Genomic DNA, 14,562 nt, shown 5'->3' with positions numbered 1-14,562 from the left:
CGAAATAGGTTTTACCAGTTATAATTTTCCTGACGCGGAGTGTTCCGGAATGGCTTATCTTCTGCAGCAGCTGGCAAACGCGGTTCCGCTGGCCGCCCTCTATGCCGCGCTCGCCTTCGGTTATGCCGTCGCCTTCGGCGTGACGAAGCGGGCCGACATCACTTATGGGGCGATTTTCGCTTTCTCCGGCCAGATCCTGCTGCTGTTTACCGAGCTCGCCTATGTCAGGTTCTGGCTGGTGCTGCCGGCCGCCCTTGCCGTCGGCGTCGGCGCGGCGATCGTCTATTCACTGGCCGCGGGCCTATGGATCGGCCGCGCGATCATGCTGCCGCTCGCCAGCAAATCGCCGAATACGGTCATCGTTGCCGCCCTCGGCATCATGATCGTGTTGATGGAGACGGCGAGGCTTGCCGCCGATACAAGGGCCATCTGGCTGCCGCCGTTTCTGAACGGCACGGTGGTCTTCTGGAGCGACGGTCCGTTCAAGGTGACGCTTACCCATATTCAGCTGATCGACACGGCGCTGATGGCAGCCATCGTCGCGATCGGGACGCTGATCCTGAGGCGCACGGGCTGGGGCCGCGTCTGGCGGGCGGTCACCGATGATCCGCTGGCCGCCGAGCTTTGCGGCACCAGCGCCAGCCGCGTCTTTCTCGTCGCTTATGCCGCAGCTAGCCTCGTCGCGACGATCTGCGGCATCCTCGCCACGTTCTATTACGGCTCGATGGATTTCGGGGCCGGCCTGATGTTCGGGCTGAAGGTGCTGCTGATTGCCGCTGTCGGCGGTTATTCCGATCCGCTGCGCTCGGCGGGCGGTGCCGCCGGCCTCGCCGTCGTCGAAACCCTATGGGGCGCCTACGGCCCCTTCGTCTGGCGTGATCTGGTCATCTTCTCGCTGCTGGTCTTGATCCTGGTCATGAGCCGCAGGGAGCGCGTGGTGCTCTAAGAAATTCCAGCAAAAGTGCGCGGCGGTTTTGCGTCCGGAATTTCGTCAACAAGAAAGGTAAGACATATCCGTGCTTCGAAGAAAACGGAGATGTCCTACCTTATTTCCACTTGTCGCGCGCGGTATCGTCGGCGTCTTTCGCCGAGACCCAGTCGCCCGCGGCGCCGTCCTTGCCGTGCTCCTTCTTCCAGAAGGGAGCCGCGGTCTTCAGGAAATCCATGACGAAATTGGCGCCGTCGAATGCCGCCTGCCGGTGCGGCGCGGCTGCGACGACCAGCACGATATTCTCGCCGGCCGCGATCTTGCCGTAGCGGTGGATGGCGGTCAGCCCGAGCAGCCCGAAACGGGTGATGGCAAGCTCGCCGATGCGCCGCATCTCCGCTTCCGCCATGCCGGGATAATGCTCGAGTTCGAGGGCAGCCAGCGTGCCGCCCTCATCACGGCAGAGGCCGGAGAAGGTGACGACGGCGCCGATGCCGGCTTTGTTCTTGGAGAGCCGGTCGACCTCGGTTTGGAGGTCGAAGTCTTCGTGCTGGACGCGGATGGTGGGGGTGATGGTCACTTTGCAGACCTCCGTCGATTTGGAAGGTCATCGCTAACCCCGGTCTCCCTCATTCCTGTCCTCGGACTTGATCCGAGGGATGTCACAGGAATCCAGCCACGGCGCGTCCGCGCGGTGAATGACTCTATCTTTCGGCGATTGCTTCTTTCGCGCCCAAGGACTTGGGCGCACTGGATTCCTGTGACAAGCACAGGAATGAGGGAGGGAAACGAAGGCGCAGTCCTAGCCATTGTATGCTTCCAAAGCCCGACGGGGGCGGCAATCATCCCCCCGTCATCGGCGGAAATATCCCGATCTCCCGTGCCGCACCGATCGGTTCGTCATGCTCGACATGCTCCATGTCGAGCGCCACGCGGATCACCTCGGGATATTGAAGTGCGGTCTCATATTCTTCGCCCAGCGTCTTCAAATGATTCAGCAGATCGGCGACGGTGACGACGGAGGCGGGGAGGTCTATCTCCTCCTCGCCCTTGCCGATGCGTTCGCGCACCCATGCGAAATAGACAAGCCGCGTCATTCCTCGTCATCCACGATATGTTTCAGCCCGGCGCGGAAATAATCATAGCCGGTATAGATGGTCAGCAGTGCGGCGATCCACAAGAGCGCGATGCCGGTCTGTGTCGTATAGGGGAAAATCTCGTCTCCGGCCGGGCCGGCAAGCAGGAAGGCGATGGCGACCAGCTGAAGCGTCGTCTTCCACTTGGCGATCCGCGTCACCGGCACGCTGACTTTCAGCGCCGCCAGATATTCGCGCAGGCCGGACACCAGGATCTCGCGGCAGAGAATGGTGATCGCCGCCCAGATCGACCAGCCGGCAATGGTCTGGTCGGCGGCGACCAGCAGCAGGATCGAGGCGACCAGCAGCTTGTCGGCGATCGGATCGAGCATCCGGCCGATATTCGAGGTCTGGTTCCAGATGCGCGCGAGATAGCCGTCGAGAAAATCGGTGATCGAGGCGATGACGAAGATCCACAGCGCCACCCAGCGCGCCGTGTTGCTGATCGACAGCCTGCCTTCGATGAAGAAGCAGAGAACGATCAGCGGTACGGCGAGGATCCGGCCGTAGGTCAGAAGGTTGGGGATGCTGTACGCACGCGATGCCATGGGATCGTTTCTCTGTATTGATGCGCCGTTACAGCGCCGCGCGTCGTTCCGGGACGCGCAAAAGACGCTGTAACACTCTGAATATCCGCATCGTGATTTCCGAAAATCGAGTCCGATTTTCGGGCCGATGCGGTAGATGACGGCTTTGACCGCGGACCGTCAACATTCTTTCTGTCTTTTCACTGCCTTTGCGTGGAATTTGCGACGGACGCCGGTTATTTCGCGGCGTCGTCGTGGAAATGGTTGTAGACCTGCCTGGCGACCGCTTCCGAGATGCCTTCCACCGTCATCAGGTCGGAAAGCGCAGCGCGCGAGACCGCCTTCGCTGTGCCGAAATGCTGAAGCAGTGCCCGTTTGCGCGACGGGCCGATGCCGCCGATCTCGTCGAGCGGGTTCTTGACCATCTCCTTCTTGCGCCTTGCCCGGTGCGAGCCGATGGCGAAACGATGCGCCTCGTCGCGCATGCGCTGGATGAAATAGAGCACCGGATCGCGCGGCGGCAGCGTGAAGCTCTCGCGCCCCGGCGGGAAGAAGCGCTCACGCCCGGCATCGCGGTCCACGCCCTTGGCGATACCGATCGCGGTCACGCTGTCGGTGATGCCGAGTTCGGCGAGAATGGCACGCACCGCGGTCATCTGCCCCTGGCCGCCGTCGATCAGGATCACATCGGGCCAGGCCGGGAAGGGCATGTCGGCGGCGTCGGCGGCGGCTGCCGGCGTCGTCCGGTCGGGAATGCCTTCCTCCTTGATCAGCCGCGAGAAGCGCCGCGTCATCACCTCCTTCATCATGCCGAAGTCGTCTCCGGGGGTGATGTCGGTCGATTTGATGTTGAACTTGCGGTATTGGTTCTTGACGAAACCTTCCGGCCCCGCAACCACCATGCCGCCGACGGCATTGGTGCCCATGATATGTGAGTTGTCGTAGATCTCGATGCGCTGCGGCGCATAGGCAAGCCCGAACGTGTCCTTGAAGCCTTCGAGCAGCCGCGATTGCGACGCCGTCTCGGCGAGCTTTCGCCCATGCGCCTCGCGCGCATTGCCGACGACGTGATTAACTAGATCGCGCTTCTCGCCGCGCTGCGGCACGAGGATGGAAACCTTGTGAGCGGCCTTTTCGCTAAGCGCCGCGGCGAGCAGTTCCATCTCCTCGATCGTTTCCGACAGCATGATCTGTTTCGGCACCGGCTTGTCGTCGTAGAACTGCGCGAGGAAGGCGTTCAGCACTTCGGCGCCGGTAAGCTGCGGGTCGGCCTTGGGGAAATAGGCGCGGTTGCCCCAGTTCTGACCGGTGCGGAAGAAGAACACCTGGATGCAGGAGACGCCGCCCTCGTGATGGATGGCGAAAACGTCGGCCTCCTCGACACCGGCCGGGTTGATGCCCTGGTGGCTCTGCACATGCGACAGGGCCGCAAGGCGGTCGCGATAGATCGCGGCGCGCTCGAAGTCGAGGTCCTCGGCCGCCTGGTTCATCGCCTCGGCCATATGCGACTTCACCTTCTGGCTCTTGCCGGACAGGAAGTCCTTCGCCTCCTGCACCAGTTCGCCGTAACCCTCGTCGCTGACCTCATGGGTGCATGGCCCGGAACAGCGCTTGATCTGATAGAGCAGGCAGGGACGGGTGCGCGTTTCGAAGACGCTGTCGGTGCAGGTGCGGATCAGGAAGGCGCGCTGCAGCGAATTGATCGTGCGCCCGACGGCACCGGCCGACGCGAAAGGTCCGAAATAGTCGCCTTTTCGCGCCCGCGCACCGCGATGCTTGAAAATGGCCGGCGCCCGGTGGTCGCCGGTGATGAGGATATAGGGAAAGGACTTGTCGTCGCGCAGCAGCACGTTAAAGCGCGGCCGCAAGCGCTTGATCAGATTCGCTTCCAAGAGCAGCGCTTCGGTTTCCGTGCGTGTCGTCACGAATTCCATGTTCGCGGTCTGGCGCACCATCTGGGCGATGCGGTTGGAATGCACGCGGCCGACGGCGTAATTGCCGACGCGCTTCTTGAGGCTGCGCGCCTTGCCGACATAGAGCACGTCGCCCTCGGCATTGAACATCCGGTAGACGCCGGGGCTGTTCGGCAGCCGCTTGACGAACTCGCCGATCAGTTCGGCGCCGACGAGCCCGGTCTCGTTGAGGCTGCCGGCGTTCCAGTCGACCGTGGTCGCAAGGGGGGCCGCGGCGGAAACGTCGCCTTCCACCTCGATATCGTCTTCGCTCTCATCCGTATCGTCGTAGAGAACGCCGCCATCCGGCAGCTTTCGTCCGTTCATTCCGTAATCTCCGCCACGTCGGGCGTCTGCCAGGCAAGGTGCTGGCCGCCGTCGAGGGCAATCATCTGGCCGGTGATCGAGGGCGTGTCGTAAAGGAAGCGAATCGTTTGTCCGAATTCCTCCAGCGCCGGCCCTCGCTGCAGGATAAGGGCTGAGACCTGCGCTTGGAAGTCCTCCTGCGCCTGCCGTTCGCTCGGCATCGCCGGGCCGGGGCCGATGGCATTGACGCGGATATCAGGCGCCAAGGCCTGGGCAAGCGTCTGTGTCGCCGTCCACAGCGCCGACTTGGAGAGTGTATAGGAATAGAAGCTGGGTCTGAGTGCCCAGACCCGCTGATCGATGATGTTGACGATCAGCCCGGCGGCCCCGGCGGGCATCTGCTGCGCGAAGGCGGCAGCCAGGATCGAGGGCGCGCGCACATGCAGGTCGAAATGCAGCGCCCATGTGCCGGCGTTAAAGTTGCGGACGGAATCGTGCTGGAAGACCGACGCATTATTGACCAGCAGATCGAGCGGCCCGAGCGCTTCCGACGCTCTTTTGACCAGCGCGCCTGTTTCGCCGATATCGGTCAGGTCGGCCTGAAGTGCTGCCGCCCGATATCCCTTTCGCCGCAATTCCGCCACCAACTCTTCGGCTTCGCCGAGGGAGCCGTTCGCGTGGATCGCGACGGAAAAGCCATTTGCAGCAAGGTCTTCGGCGATTGCCCGGCCTATTCTTTTGGCGGCCCCGGTTACAAGGGCTGAGCGAAGTCTTTTGTGGTTCAAAATCCTGCCTTCTGATCCCGCGAGTCTGTCTGCCGACTATATAGGCGCGGGCGAAGATTATATAAATAGGGCGCTGCGGTTGCGTCCGCGCGCGGGATATTCTATGTATTATTTGAGAATGCGATTTCATAAAATAAGTATTTTAAGTTTAACCCTTCAGTAAGGTTAATGAATTGTATGTTGCGTCAAAGCAACATCGAATTTCAGCCATGCGGCTGCCACAATGATATCACAATTTGGCTCTTTCAAATCCGCATTTGAGTTCCAATTTCAGTCTCGATCCGGAAGGGACATCTGGCAATATCCCGCCAATGCTTCACTGATAGACAGATGACAAGCGGTGCGGGACTGAAAGGAGACTAAGTATGCGTGTACTCATTGCTGGCCTCATGGCCTCCGTTTTTGCAATTGCCGGCCTCTCGGCAGCTCAGGCGGCCGATGCCGTCGACCAGATTCCGGAAGCACCGGTCGCCCAGGATGCTCCGGTCAAGCCGGCTGGCAACTGGGAAGGCTTCTACCTCGGCGGCGCCGGCACCTACAACATGGGTAGCTTCGGTTCCGACCGCCACACCTATGGTTTCGGCGGCCAGGTCTTCACCGGCTACAACTGGCAGCAGGGCCAGATCGTTTACGGCGTTGAATCCGATCTCGGCTACAGCGGCGACGACGTTTCGCAAGGCGGCGTCAAGAACAAGTATGGCTGGAACGGCTCCGTCCGTGGCCGCGTCGGCTACGACATGAACCCCTTCCTGCTGTACGGCACGGCCGGTCTGGCCATCGGCGACGTCAAGGTTTCCGACGGCACCTCGGACGAAAGCAAGACCAACTACGGTTATACGGTCGGCGCCGGCGTCGAAGCCTTCGTGACCAACAACATCACGACGCGCCTGGAATATCGCTACACCGATTACCAGAGCAAGGACTACGACCTCGACTCCGGCAGCTTCTCGCGCGGTTACGACGAGAACAGCGTCAAGCTCGGTATCGGCGTCAAGTTCTAAGCCGGACAGCACGATCCAAACATAAAAGCCGGGCACGTTGCCCGGCTTAATTTTTGACAAACAGCGATCTTTATTCGGGGTCATCCTCGTACCCTGATTGCCCCTCACCCTAGCCCTCTCCCCGTAAACGGGGCGAGGGGACGTGCCTTGCGAGAGGCTGGTGGGGAACCGAGAGGTCGCGGCATGGTCCCTTCGCCCCGCGCGCGGGGAGAAGGTGCCGGCAGGCGGATGAGGGGCCGTCGTCTAGCTTTTGCAGACACTCAGCCCTGGGTCTTGAGCTCCGGATAGGCGGGGAATTTCTTTTCGAACTGCGCCAACCAGTCGATCAGCGGCGCATGATCGGCTTCCCACTGGCCCTTGAAGCGCAGGTCGAGATAGCCGAGCGTGGCGGCCAAGGCGAAATGTCCGCCGTTGAGCTTCTTGCCTGCTTTCGGCGGATTGGCGCTGAGATGCGCAAGCCCGCTCGTGACCTTCTTCCATTGCCGGTCGATCCACGGCTGGTGGATCTTTTCCTCATCGCGAAAGCGCCGCTCGTACATGATCGCCAGCAGGCAGTCGCAGATGCCGTCGCAGAGCGCCTCGAGGACTTCCGCATCCGTGCGTTTGCCCTTCTTGGAAGGGTAGAGCTTGCCCTTCGCCAGCCGGTCGAAATAATGCATGATCGCCACGCTGTCGAAGACCGCGGCGCCGTCATCGATGAGAAGCGTCGGGATCTTGCCGAGCGGATTGTTGTCCACCAGGATCGCCGGCCCGGCATTGGTGTCGACCCGGACGGCATTCAATTCCAGGCCCAGGAAATGCGCGGCCATCCGCACTTTGCTGGAATAGGGCGAGGGGGACGACCAAAGAAGCTTCATGGGATACCTGACGAGTTTCTAAAACTGCGGCGGACTATTCCCGAAGCCTCTTGCCCGGTCAATCGTCCCCCAGCAATCGTCCCTCAGTCAATCATCCTTGACCGCCTTGGTCTCGCCGCGCAGCCAGAAGGCCCGGTGCGAGGCGAAGCGGTCCTGCGCCAGATGGTCCTTCAACGCCGGCAGCAGCTGGTGCAGCTCGTCCTTCAGCGTGAAGGGCGGATTGACGATGACGAGGCCGGAGCCCGTCAGTCCGGTGATGCCGCGGTCGCTGCGCACGGTCAGTTCGGCGCAGAGCATCTTCGGTATGTCGAGCGCCTGCAGCCTCTCGTGGAATTCCTTGATCGGCGCACCCTTCTTCAGCGGATACCACAGGCAATAGGTGCCGCCGGGAAAGCGGCGATAGGCCTTTTCCAGCCCCTCGGCCAGCCGCTGATATTCGTTCTCTTCCTCGAAGGGTGGATCGACGAGCACGATGCCGCGCTTCTCCTTCGGCGGCAGATGCGCGCCGAGCGCCAGCCAGCCGTCGAGCTCGGTGATGCGGGCGTGGTGATCGCCCTCGAACAGCCGGTGCAGCCTGAGGTAATCCTCGGGATGCAGCTCCATTGCCGACAGGCGGTCCTGCGGCCGGAACAGCATGCGCGCCAGTTTCGGCGATCCGGGATAGAAGCGGATGCCGCCCTCCGGATTGAGCTCGCGGATTGCTGCGAGATAGGGTTCCAGCAGTTCGGAAACCTGCGGCCCGAGATCGGCCTGCATCAGCTTGCCGATACCCTCGAGCCATTCGCCGGTTTTCTGCGCTTCCTCGGAGGAGAGGTCGTAGAGCCCGATGCCGGCATGCGTGTCGAGCACGCGGAATGCCCCATCCTTCTTCTGCATGTAGCGGATCAGCCGCGCCAGCACGGCATGTTTCAGCACATCGGCAAAATTGCCCGCATGATAGATGTGGCGGTAGTTCATTTTCGCTGATGTCCGTATGAATTCGCGTTATCGAGAGTTTTTGTGGCTTTTGGCCGCAGAAGCCTTGCAATATACAAAGGCCATGAACATTGCGACCCCCATCCACGCCAAATCCCCGAAGCTGGACAGCAAGATCGGCCACACGGCCTGTCCGCATGACTGTCCCTCCACCTGCGCGCTCGAGGTTGAAATATCCGAGGATGGCCGCATCGGCCGCGTGCGCGGCGCAAACGATCATTCCTATACGTCAGGCGTCATCTGCGCCAAGGTCGCCCGCTATGCCGAACGGCTCTACCATCCCGACCGGTTGATGCATCCCTTGCGCCGTGCCGGCGCCAAGGGGGCAGGGCAGTGGCAGCAGATCTCCTGGGACGATGCGCTTGACGAGATCGCCGAAGCCTTCGTGCAGGCCGAGGCGAAGGACGGCAGCGAGGCGATCTGGCCCTATTTCTACGCCGGCACCATGGGCTGGGTGCAGCGCGACTCGATCGATCGCCTGCGTCATGCCAAGCGTTATTCCGGCTTCTTCTCCTCGATCTGCACCAACCCCGCCTGGACCGGCTTCACCGTGGCGACCGGTGTGCTGCGCGGGCCGGATCCGCGCGAGATGGGCCGCACCGACTGCGTCGTGATCTGGGGCACCAATGCGGTCTCCACCCAGGTCAACGTGATGACCCACGCCATCAAGTCCCGCAAGGAACGCGGCGCGAAGATCGTCGTCATCGACATCTACGACAACCCGACGATGAAGCAGGCCGATATGGCCCTGATCGTCAAACCCGGCACCGACGCCGCACTTGCCTGCGCCGTCATGCATGTCGCCTTCCGCGACGGTTACGCCGATCGGGACTATATGGCGAAATACGCCGACGATCCCGAAGGTCTCGAAGCGCATCTGAAGACGAAGACGCCGCAATGGGCCGCTGCCATCACCGGCCTTTCGGTCGAGGAGATCGAAGCCTTCGCGCGCCTCGTCGGCACGACGAAAAAGACCTTCTTCCGTCTCGGCTACGGCTTCACCCGCCAACGCAACGGCGCGGTCGCCATGCACGCGGCCGCCTCGATCGCCACCGTTCTCGGTTCCTGGCAATATGAGGGCGGCGGCGCCTTCCATTCGAATACCGATATCTTCCGCATGAACAATGCGGAATTGACCGGCCGGTCGATGAAGGATGCCGATATTCGCATGCTCGACCAGTCGCAGATCGGCCGGGTGCTGACCGGTGATGCAGTGGCGCTGCGCCATCGCGGTCCGGTGACGGCCATGCTGATCCAGAACACCAATCCCGCCAATATCGCTCCCGAGCAGCGCCTCGTCAGACGCGGCTTCGCCCGCGACGATCTCTTCGTCGCCGTCCACGAGCAGTTCATGACCGAGACGGCCGACATCGCCGACATCGTCCTTCCCGCGACGATGTTCGTCGAGCACGACGACATCTACCGCGCCGGCGGCCAGAACCACATCCTGCTGGGACCGAAACTAGTCGAACCGCCGCCAAGCGTGCGCAGCAATCTCTTCGTCATCGAGGAACTGGCCAAACGCCTCGGCGTCGCCGATCGGCCCGGCTTCGGCTTCACCGCCCGCGAGATGGTCGACCGCGTGCTCGAAGCGAGCGGCTTGCCGGATTACGAGCATTTCCTCGAGCATAAATGGTTCGATCGCCAGCCGGCTTTCGATGACGCACATTTCCTGAACGGCTTTGCCCATCCCGATGGCAAGTTCCATTTCCGCCCGGACTGGATCAATCAGCCGGCGCCGAACAAGCCGCCGGCGGCGATCGGCGTGCTCGGGCCGCATGCCGAACTGCCGGCCTTCCCCGATCAGGTCGATGTCATCGAAGTGGCGGATCCCGAGCATCCTTTCCGCCTGGCCACGTCGCCTGCGCGCAACTTCCTGAATTCGAGCTTCTCCGAGACCAAGACCTCCCGCCAGAAGGAAGGCCGGCCCGAGGTGATGATCAATCCGGCCGACGCCGAAGCCGGCGGCATCGCCCATGGAGACCTTGTCCGCATCGGCAACAGCCGCGGCGACCTGCGCATCCACGCCCGCATCACCACCGAAGTGAAATCGGGTGTGCTGATCGCCGAGGGCCTCTGGCCGAATAAGGCGCATGTCGACGGCGAGGGTATCAACGTCTTGACCGGCGCCGACCCGGTCGCGCCCTATGGCGGGGCGGCCGTTCACGACAACAAGGTCTGGCTTCGCAAGGACGCAATATGATGCAGCCGAAATCACGCGTGAAGATCGTCAGCGAGGAAACGCTGTCGAATGGCTGGACGCGGTTGAGCAGCTATCTGCTCGACTATATCGACCGCAAGGGCGCGACCCAGCGCCTGAAGCGGGAGGTCTATCACCGCACGCCGGCCGCCTGCATCCTGCTTTACGATCCGACACGCGACCTCGTCGTTCTCGTTCGCCAGTTCCGGCTTGCCGTGCATCTTAATGGCGATCCCGCCTGGATAGTCGAGGTGCCGGCCGGCCTTCTCGACGACGATCATCCGGAACAGGCGATCCGCCGCGAGGCGATGGAAGAAACCGGTTACCAGCTGCGCGATGCGCGCTTCTTGTTCAAATGCTACACGTCGCCGGGCGCCTTTGCCGAAGTCGTCCACTTCTTCGTCTCGCTGATCGACATCGCCGACCGCGTCGCCGAAGGCGGCGGCCTGGACGAGGAGCACGAGGATATCGAGGTCCTGGAAATCCCGCTCGACGAGGCCACCCGGATGATCGAAACCGGCGAGATCTTCGACGCCAAGACGATCATGCTGCTGCAATGGGCTGTGTTGAACAGAAATAAACTTCGCTAGCGGATGAGCGGTCTGGGCAAGCCGCTGGGTTGGGCCGAAGACGGTTTCGCTATCGCGGTTGTGGCGTTTGAAATTTCATACGTTTGTCACGAAGCGGTTCTATCCGCTGCGGTCTGTCAATCATCGATGCGGTCAGGAGAAAGCCCATGTGGCTCAGCAATTTCACCCTCGTTCTCCCCAACGAGGTGGTGAGTGAAGCTTCCCTACGTGTTGAGGATGGCGTCATCGCCGAGATCCGGCCGGAGTTGGTCGCGGGTGCCGCCATCGATGGCGGCGGGCGGCTGTTGATGCCGGGGTTTGTCGACCTGCACGGCGACATGATCGAACGCGAGATCGCGCCGCGGCCGAACGCGACGATGCCGATCGATTTCGGCATCCACGAACTCGACAAGAAACTTGCCGCCGCCGGCGTCACCACGGCCTTTGCCGCGGTCTCCTTCGCCACCGAAAGCGTCTACGGCCACGTCCGCTCGCTGGAGACGACCTCGGCGGTGATCGAGGGCATCAACCGCCTGCGCGACGATCTCTTGATCGATCACCGCGTCCATGCCCGCTACGAAATCACCAATGTCGGCGCCGCCGCCGCCCTCGAGCGCCTGCTGAATGCCGCTCAGATCGACATGGTCTCGCTCACCGACCACACACCGGGCCAGGGCCAGTACAACAATCTTCAAAGTTACATCCTCAGCATTTCCGAGCGCCGCGCCATCTCCGAGGACATGGCGGCCGAGATCGTCGCCAAGCGCATCGCCATGCGCAACAACCCTGAAATCGACGCCAAGCTGCGAGAGATCGTTGCGCTGTCGCTGAAGCATAAGCTGTCGCTTGCCTCGCATGACGACGACAGCGTCGAAAAAGTCGCCGAGATGCACGACCTCGGCGTCACCATCAGCGAGTTTCCGGTCACGGCACCGGCGGCCGAAGAGGCGCGCCGCCGTGGCCTCTGGACGCTGATGGGCGCCCCGAATGCGCTGCGCGGCCAGTCGATGTCCGGCAATCTTAGCGCGCTGGACGCCGCCAAGGCCGGCCTGCTCAGCGTCATCGCCGCCGATTATCATCCGGCCGCCTTCGTGCCCGGCATCGTCAAGCTCGCCGACATGGTGGAAGGTGGCCTACCGGCCGCCGTCGCCATGGCGACCGGCAATGCCGCCCGCTCCGCCGGTCTTACGGATCGCGGCGAAATCGCCCTCGGCCAGCGCGCCGATCTGGTCGTGGTCGAGCCGGGCAACATCAACCGCATCCGCGCCACCTTCCGCGCCGGCCGCTTCGTCTACAGCGACGGCACGCTGCACCCGCTGCGGGCGCTGGCGGCTTAAGCGCGGTCGCCCAAGGCTGCGGTTCGTTGATTTGCCCCTCACCCTAACCCTCTCCCCGTAAACGGGGCGAGGGGACGTGCCCTGCGAGAGCGAGGTGGAAACGGAGAGGTTGCGGCTTGGTCCCTTCGCCCCGTTTACGGGGAGAAGGTGGCGGCAGCCGGATGAGGGGCGGCCATTCGCGCCGCGCAGCAACGCGCTTAAGCCCGGTCGCCGATCATAGAAATCAGCTGAGCCTTGGGCGCGGCAATCGAAGCCTCAGCACCCACCGCCTTGCCACCGTCCATCGTCACCCGGCCCTCGGCAATGAGCCGCAGCGCCTGCGGATAGATCTGATGTTCGACGGTAAGTACGCGCGCGGCAAGGCTTTCGGCCGTGTCGCCGGAGAGAACGGGGACGGCGGCCTGGCCGATCGTCGGCCCTTCGTCCATGGCTTCGGTGACGAAATGCACGGTACAGCCGGCGATGCGCATGCCGGCGTCGAGCGCGCGCTGATGGGTATGCAGGCCTGGAAACAGCGGCAGCAGGGAAGGGTGGATGTTGAGCATCCGGCCTTCGTAACGCTGGATGAAGGTCGCAGTCAGCAGCCGCATGTAGCCGGCCAGGCAGAGAATGTCGGGCGAAAGCGTGTCGAGTGCGGAAAAGATCGCCGCCTCATGTGCCTCCTTGCTGGCATAGTCCTTGCGGGGGAAGGCGAAGGTGGCGATGCCTTCGGCGGCTGCCTTGGCAAGCCCTCCGGCCTCCGCCTTGTCGGAGATCACGCCGACGATCTCGGCCGGATAGTCGGCGGCCTTGGCCGCCGCAACCAGCGCCATCATGTTGGAGCCGCTGCCTGATATGAAGACGACGACGCGTTTGCGCGGCGTGCTCATAGGGCAAGCGTGCCCTTGTAGACCGTACCGGCAGCACCTTCGTCGCGGGCGATCATCCGGCCGAGGGTGATGACCTTTTCGCCTTCGGCTTCCAGTGCCGCGGAAACCGCCGCGACATTCTCGTCAGCGACGACGACGATCATGCCGACGCCGCAGTTGAAGGTGCGCAGCATTTCTTTCGCCTCGACGCCGCCGGATTTGGCGAGCCACGAAAACACTGGCGGCACCTTGACGGCATCGAGATCGATCTCGGCAGCCAGCTGCTTCGGCAGCACGCGCGGAATATTCTCCGGGAAGCCGCCGCCGGTGATATGGGCGAGCGCCTTCAGCGCACCGGTCTCGCGGATCGCCTTGAGGAGCGGCTTCACATAGATGCGGGTCGGCTCGAGCAGCGCTTCGCCGAGCTTCTTGCCTTCGGCGAAGGGTGCCGGCGCATCCCAGCCGAGGCCGGAGAGTTCGACGATCTTGCGCACCAGCGAGAAACCGTTGGAATGGACGCCGGAGGAGGCAAGGCCGAGGATCACGTCGCCCTCGGCGATATCGCCTGAGGGCAGCAGCTTGCCGCGTTCGGCAGCACCGACGGCAAAACCGGCGAGATCGTAATCGCCGGAGGAATACATGCCGGGCATTTCGGCGGTCTCGCCGCCAATCAATGCGCAGCCGGCCTCGCGGCAGCCGGCGGCGATGCCGCCGACGATCGCCGCACCCTGGTCGGGGTCGAGTTTGCCGGTCGCGAAATAATCGAGGAAGAACAGCGGCTCGGCGCCCTGGACCACGAGATCGTTGACGCACATGGCGACGAGGTCGATGCCGACAGTGTCGTGATAATCGGCATCGATGGCGATCTTCAGCTTGGTCCCGACGCCGTCATTGGCGGCGACCAGAACCGGATCGGTAAAGCCCGCGGCCTTGAGATCGAAGAGACCGCCGAAGCCGCCGATCTCGCCGTCGGCGCCGGGACGCCGGGTCGAGCGCACCGCCGGTTTGATCTTCTCGACGAGCAGGTTGCCGGCATCGATGTCGACGCCCGCGTCGCTGTAGGTCAGGCCGTTTTTCCCAGACTGGCTCATGCTGGTCTCCGATGGCTATTTCAGGCGGCAGACGCGCCGCGTCATCTGCC

14 protein-coding genes are annotated in these 14,562 nt (G+C 62.8%); 5 read left to right on the top strand and 9 right to left on the bottom strand.

Annotated elements, in window-relative coordinates; translation table 11 throughout:
* Positions 1-49: 49 nt before the first annotated feature.
* On the top strand, positions 50-946 hold the full coding sequence (locus tag CO666_RS05975) for a branched-chain amino acid ABC transporter permease (protein ID WP_097611179.1): 897 nt from the start codon (positions 50-52) through the stop codon (positions 944-946).
* A gap of 100 nt (positions 947-1,046) precedes the next feature.
* Here CO666_RS05975 and CO666_RS05970 read toward each other — a convergent pair whose 3' ends face one another.
* From CO666_RS05970 to CO666_RS05945, 5 genes are all read right to left on the bottom strand, one after another.
* Entirely contained in the window at positions 1,047-1,508 is a 462-nt protein-coding gene (locus tag CO666_RS05970) for a molybdenum cofactor biosynthesis protein MoaE (RefSeq protein ID WP_097611178.1), read from the bottom strand.
* Between the two features lie 262 nt (positions 1,509-1,770).
* Entirely contained in the window at positions 1,771-2,025 is a 255-nt protein-coding gene (gene moaD, locus CO666_RS05960; RefSeq protein WP_097611177.1) for a molybdopterin converting factor subunit 1, read from the bottom strand.
* Complete coding sequence (gene pgsA / locus CO666_RS05955; RefSeq protein WP_003587473.1) at positions 2,022-2,612, bottom strand: CDP-diacylglycerol--glycerol-3-phosphate 3-phosphatidyltransferase; 591 nt, start codon at positions 2,610-2,612, stop codon at positions 2,022-2,024. The genes moaD and pgsA overlap by 4 nt, the downstream gene beginning before the upstream one ends.
* 215 nt (positions 2,613-2,827) lie before the next feature.
* On the bottom strand, positions 2,828-4,870 hold the full coding sequence (gene uvrC, locus CO666_RS05950) for an excinuclease ABC subunit UvrC (RefSeq protein ID WP_097611176.1): 2,043 nt from the start codon (positions 4,868-4,870) through the stop codon (positions 2,828-2,830).
* Complete coding sequence (locus tag CO666_RS05945; protein ID WP_097611175.1) at positions 4,867-5,634, bottom strand: SDR family oxidoreductase; 768 nt, start codon at positions 5,632-5,634, stop codon at positions 4,867-4,869. Before CO666_RS05945 ends, uvrC begins: the two co-directional genes overlap by 4 nt.
* Positions 5,635-5,999: 365 nt before the next feature.
* Between CO666_RS05945 and CO666_RS05940 the strand changes: the two genes are divergently transcribed.
* Positions 6,000-6,635, top strand: a complete 636-nt coding sequence (locus CO666_RS05940) for an outer membrane protein (protein WP_097611174.1) — start codon at positions 6,000-6,002, stop codon at positions 6,633-6,635.
* A 260-nt stretch (positions 6,636-6,895) separates the two neighbouring features.
* On the opposite strand, the gene CO666_RS05935 is transcribed toward CO666_RS05940, so the two are convergent.
* Both CO666_RS05935 and CO666_RS05930 read right to left on the bottom strand, forming a co-directional pair.
* Positions 6,896-7,492 (bottom strand): glutathione S-transferase family protein, encoded by a 597-nt coding sequence (locus CO666_RS05935; protein WP_097611173.1) that lies wholly within the window; start codon positions 7,490-7,492, stop codon positions 6,896-6,898.
* 87 nt (positions 7,493-7,579) lie between these two features.
* Positions 7,580-8,449: a 23S rRNA (adenine(2030)-N(6))-methyltransferase RlmJ gene (locus CO666_RS05930; RefSeq protein ID WP_097611172.1), complete on the bottom strand. Its 870-nt coding sequence runs from the start codon at positions 8,447-8,449 to the stop codon at positions 7,580-7,582.
* Positions 8,450-8,465: 16 nt separating this feature from the next.
* Between CO666_RS05930 and CO666_RS05925 the strand changes: the two genes are divergently transcribed.
* The 3 genes from CO666_RS05925 (at position 8,466) to CO666_RS05915 (ending at position 12,573) form a co-directional block, all read left to right on the top strand.
* The gene (locus CO666_RS05925; protein ID WP_097611171.1) at positions 8,466-10,670 is read left to right on the top strand and encodes a molybdopterin-containing oxidoreductase family protein; all 2,205 of its coding nucleotides are present in this window, start codon (positions 8,466-8,468) and stop codon (positions 10,668-10,670) included.
* A complete protein-coding gene (locus tag CO666_RS05920; RefSeq protein WP_097611170.1) occupies positions 10,667-11,257 on the top strand; it encodes an NUDIX domain-containing protein in 591 nt (196 codons plus the stop codon). The genes CO666_RS05925 and CO666_RS05920 overlap by 4 nt, the downstream gene beginning before the upstream one ends.
* 146 nt (positions 11,258-11,403) lie before the next feature.
* Positions 11,404-12,573, top strand: coding sequence for an alpha-D-ribose 1-methylphosphonate 5-triphosphate diphosphatase (locus tag CO666_RS05915; RefSeq protein ID WP_097611169.1), 1,170 nt, complete (start codon positions 11,404-11,406; stop codon positions 12,571-12,573).
* 197 nt (positions 12,574-12,770) lie between these two features.
* Here the strand turns inward: CO666_RS05915 and purN are convergent, their stop codons facing one another.
* Entirely contained in the window at positions 12,771-13,442 is a 672-nt protein-coding gene (purN, locus tag CO666_RS05905; RefSeq protein ID WP_097611168.1) for a phosphoribosylglycinamide formyltransferase, read from the bottom strand.
* The gene (purM, locus tag CO666_RS05900; protein WP_097611167.1) at positions 13,439-14,512 is read right to left on the bottom strand and encodes a phosphoribosylformylglycinamidine cyclo-ligase; all 1,074 of its coding nucleotides are present in this window, start codon (positions 14,510-14,512) and stop codon (positions 13,439-13,441) included. Before purM ends, purN begins: the two co-directional genes overlap by 4 nt.
* Between the last annotated feature and the right edge of the window lie 50 nt (positions 14,513-14,562).

The organism is Rhizobium chutanense, assembly GCF_002531935.1.
Classification (GTDB): domain Bacteria; phylum Pseudomonadota; class Alphaproteobacteria; order Rhizobiales; family Rhizobiaceae; genus Rhizobium; species Rhizobium chutanense.
This window is presented reverse-complemented; position numbering and strand designations above follow the sequence as displayed.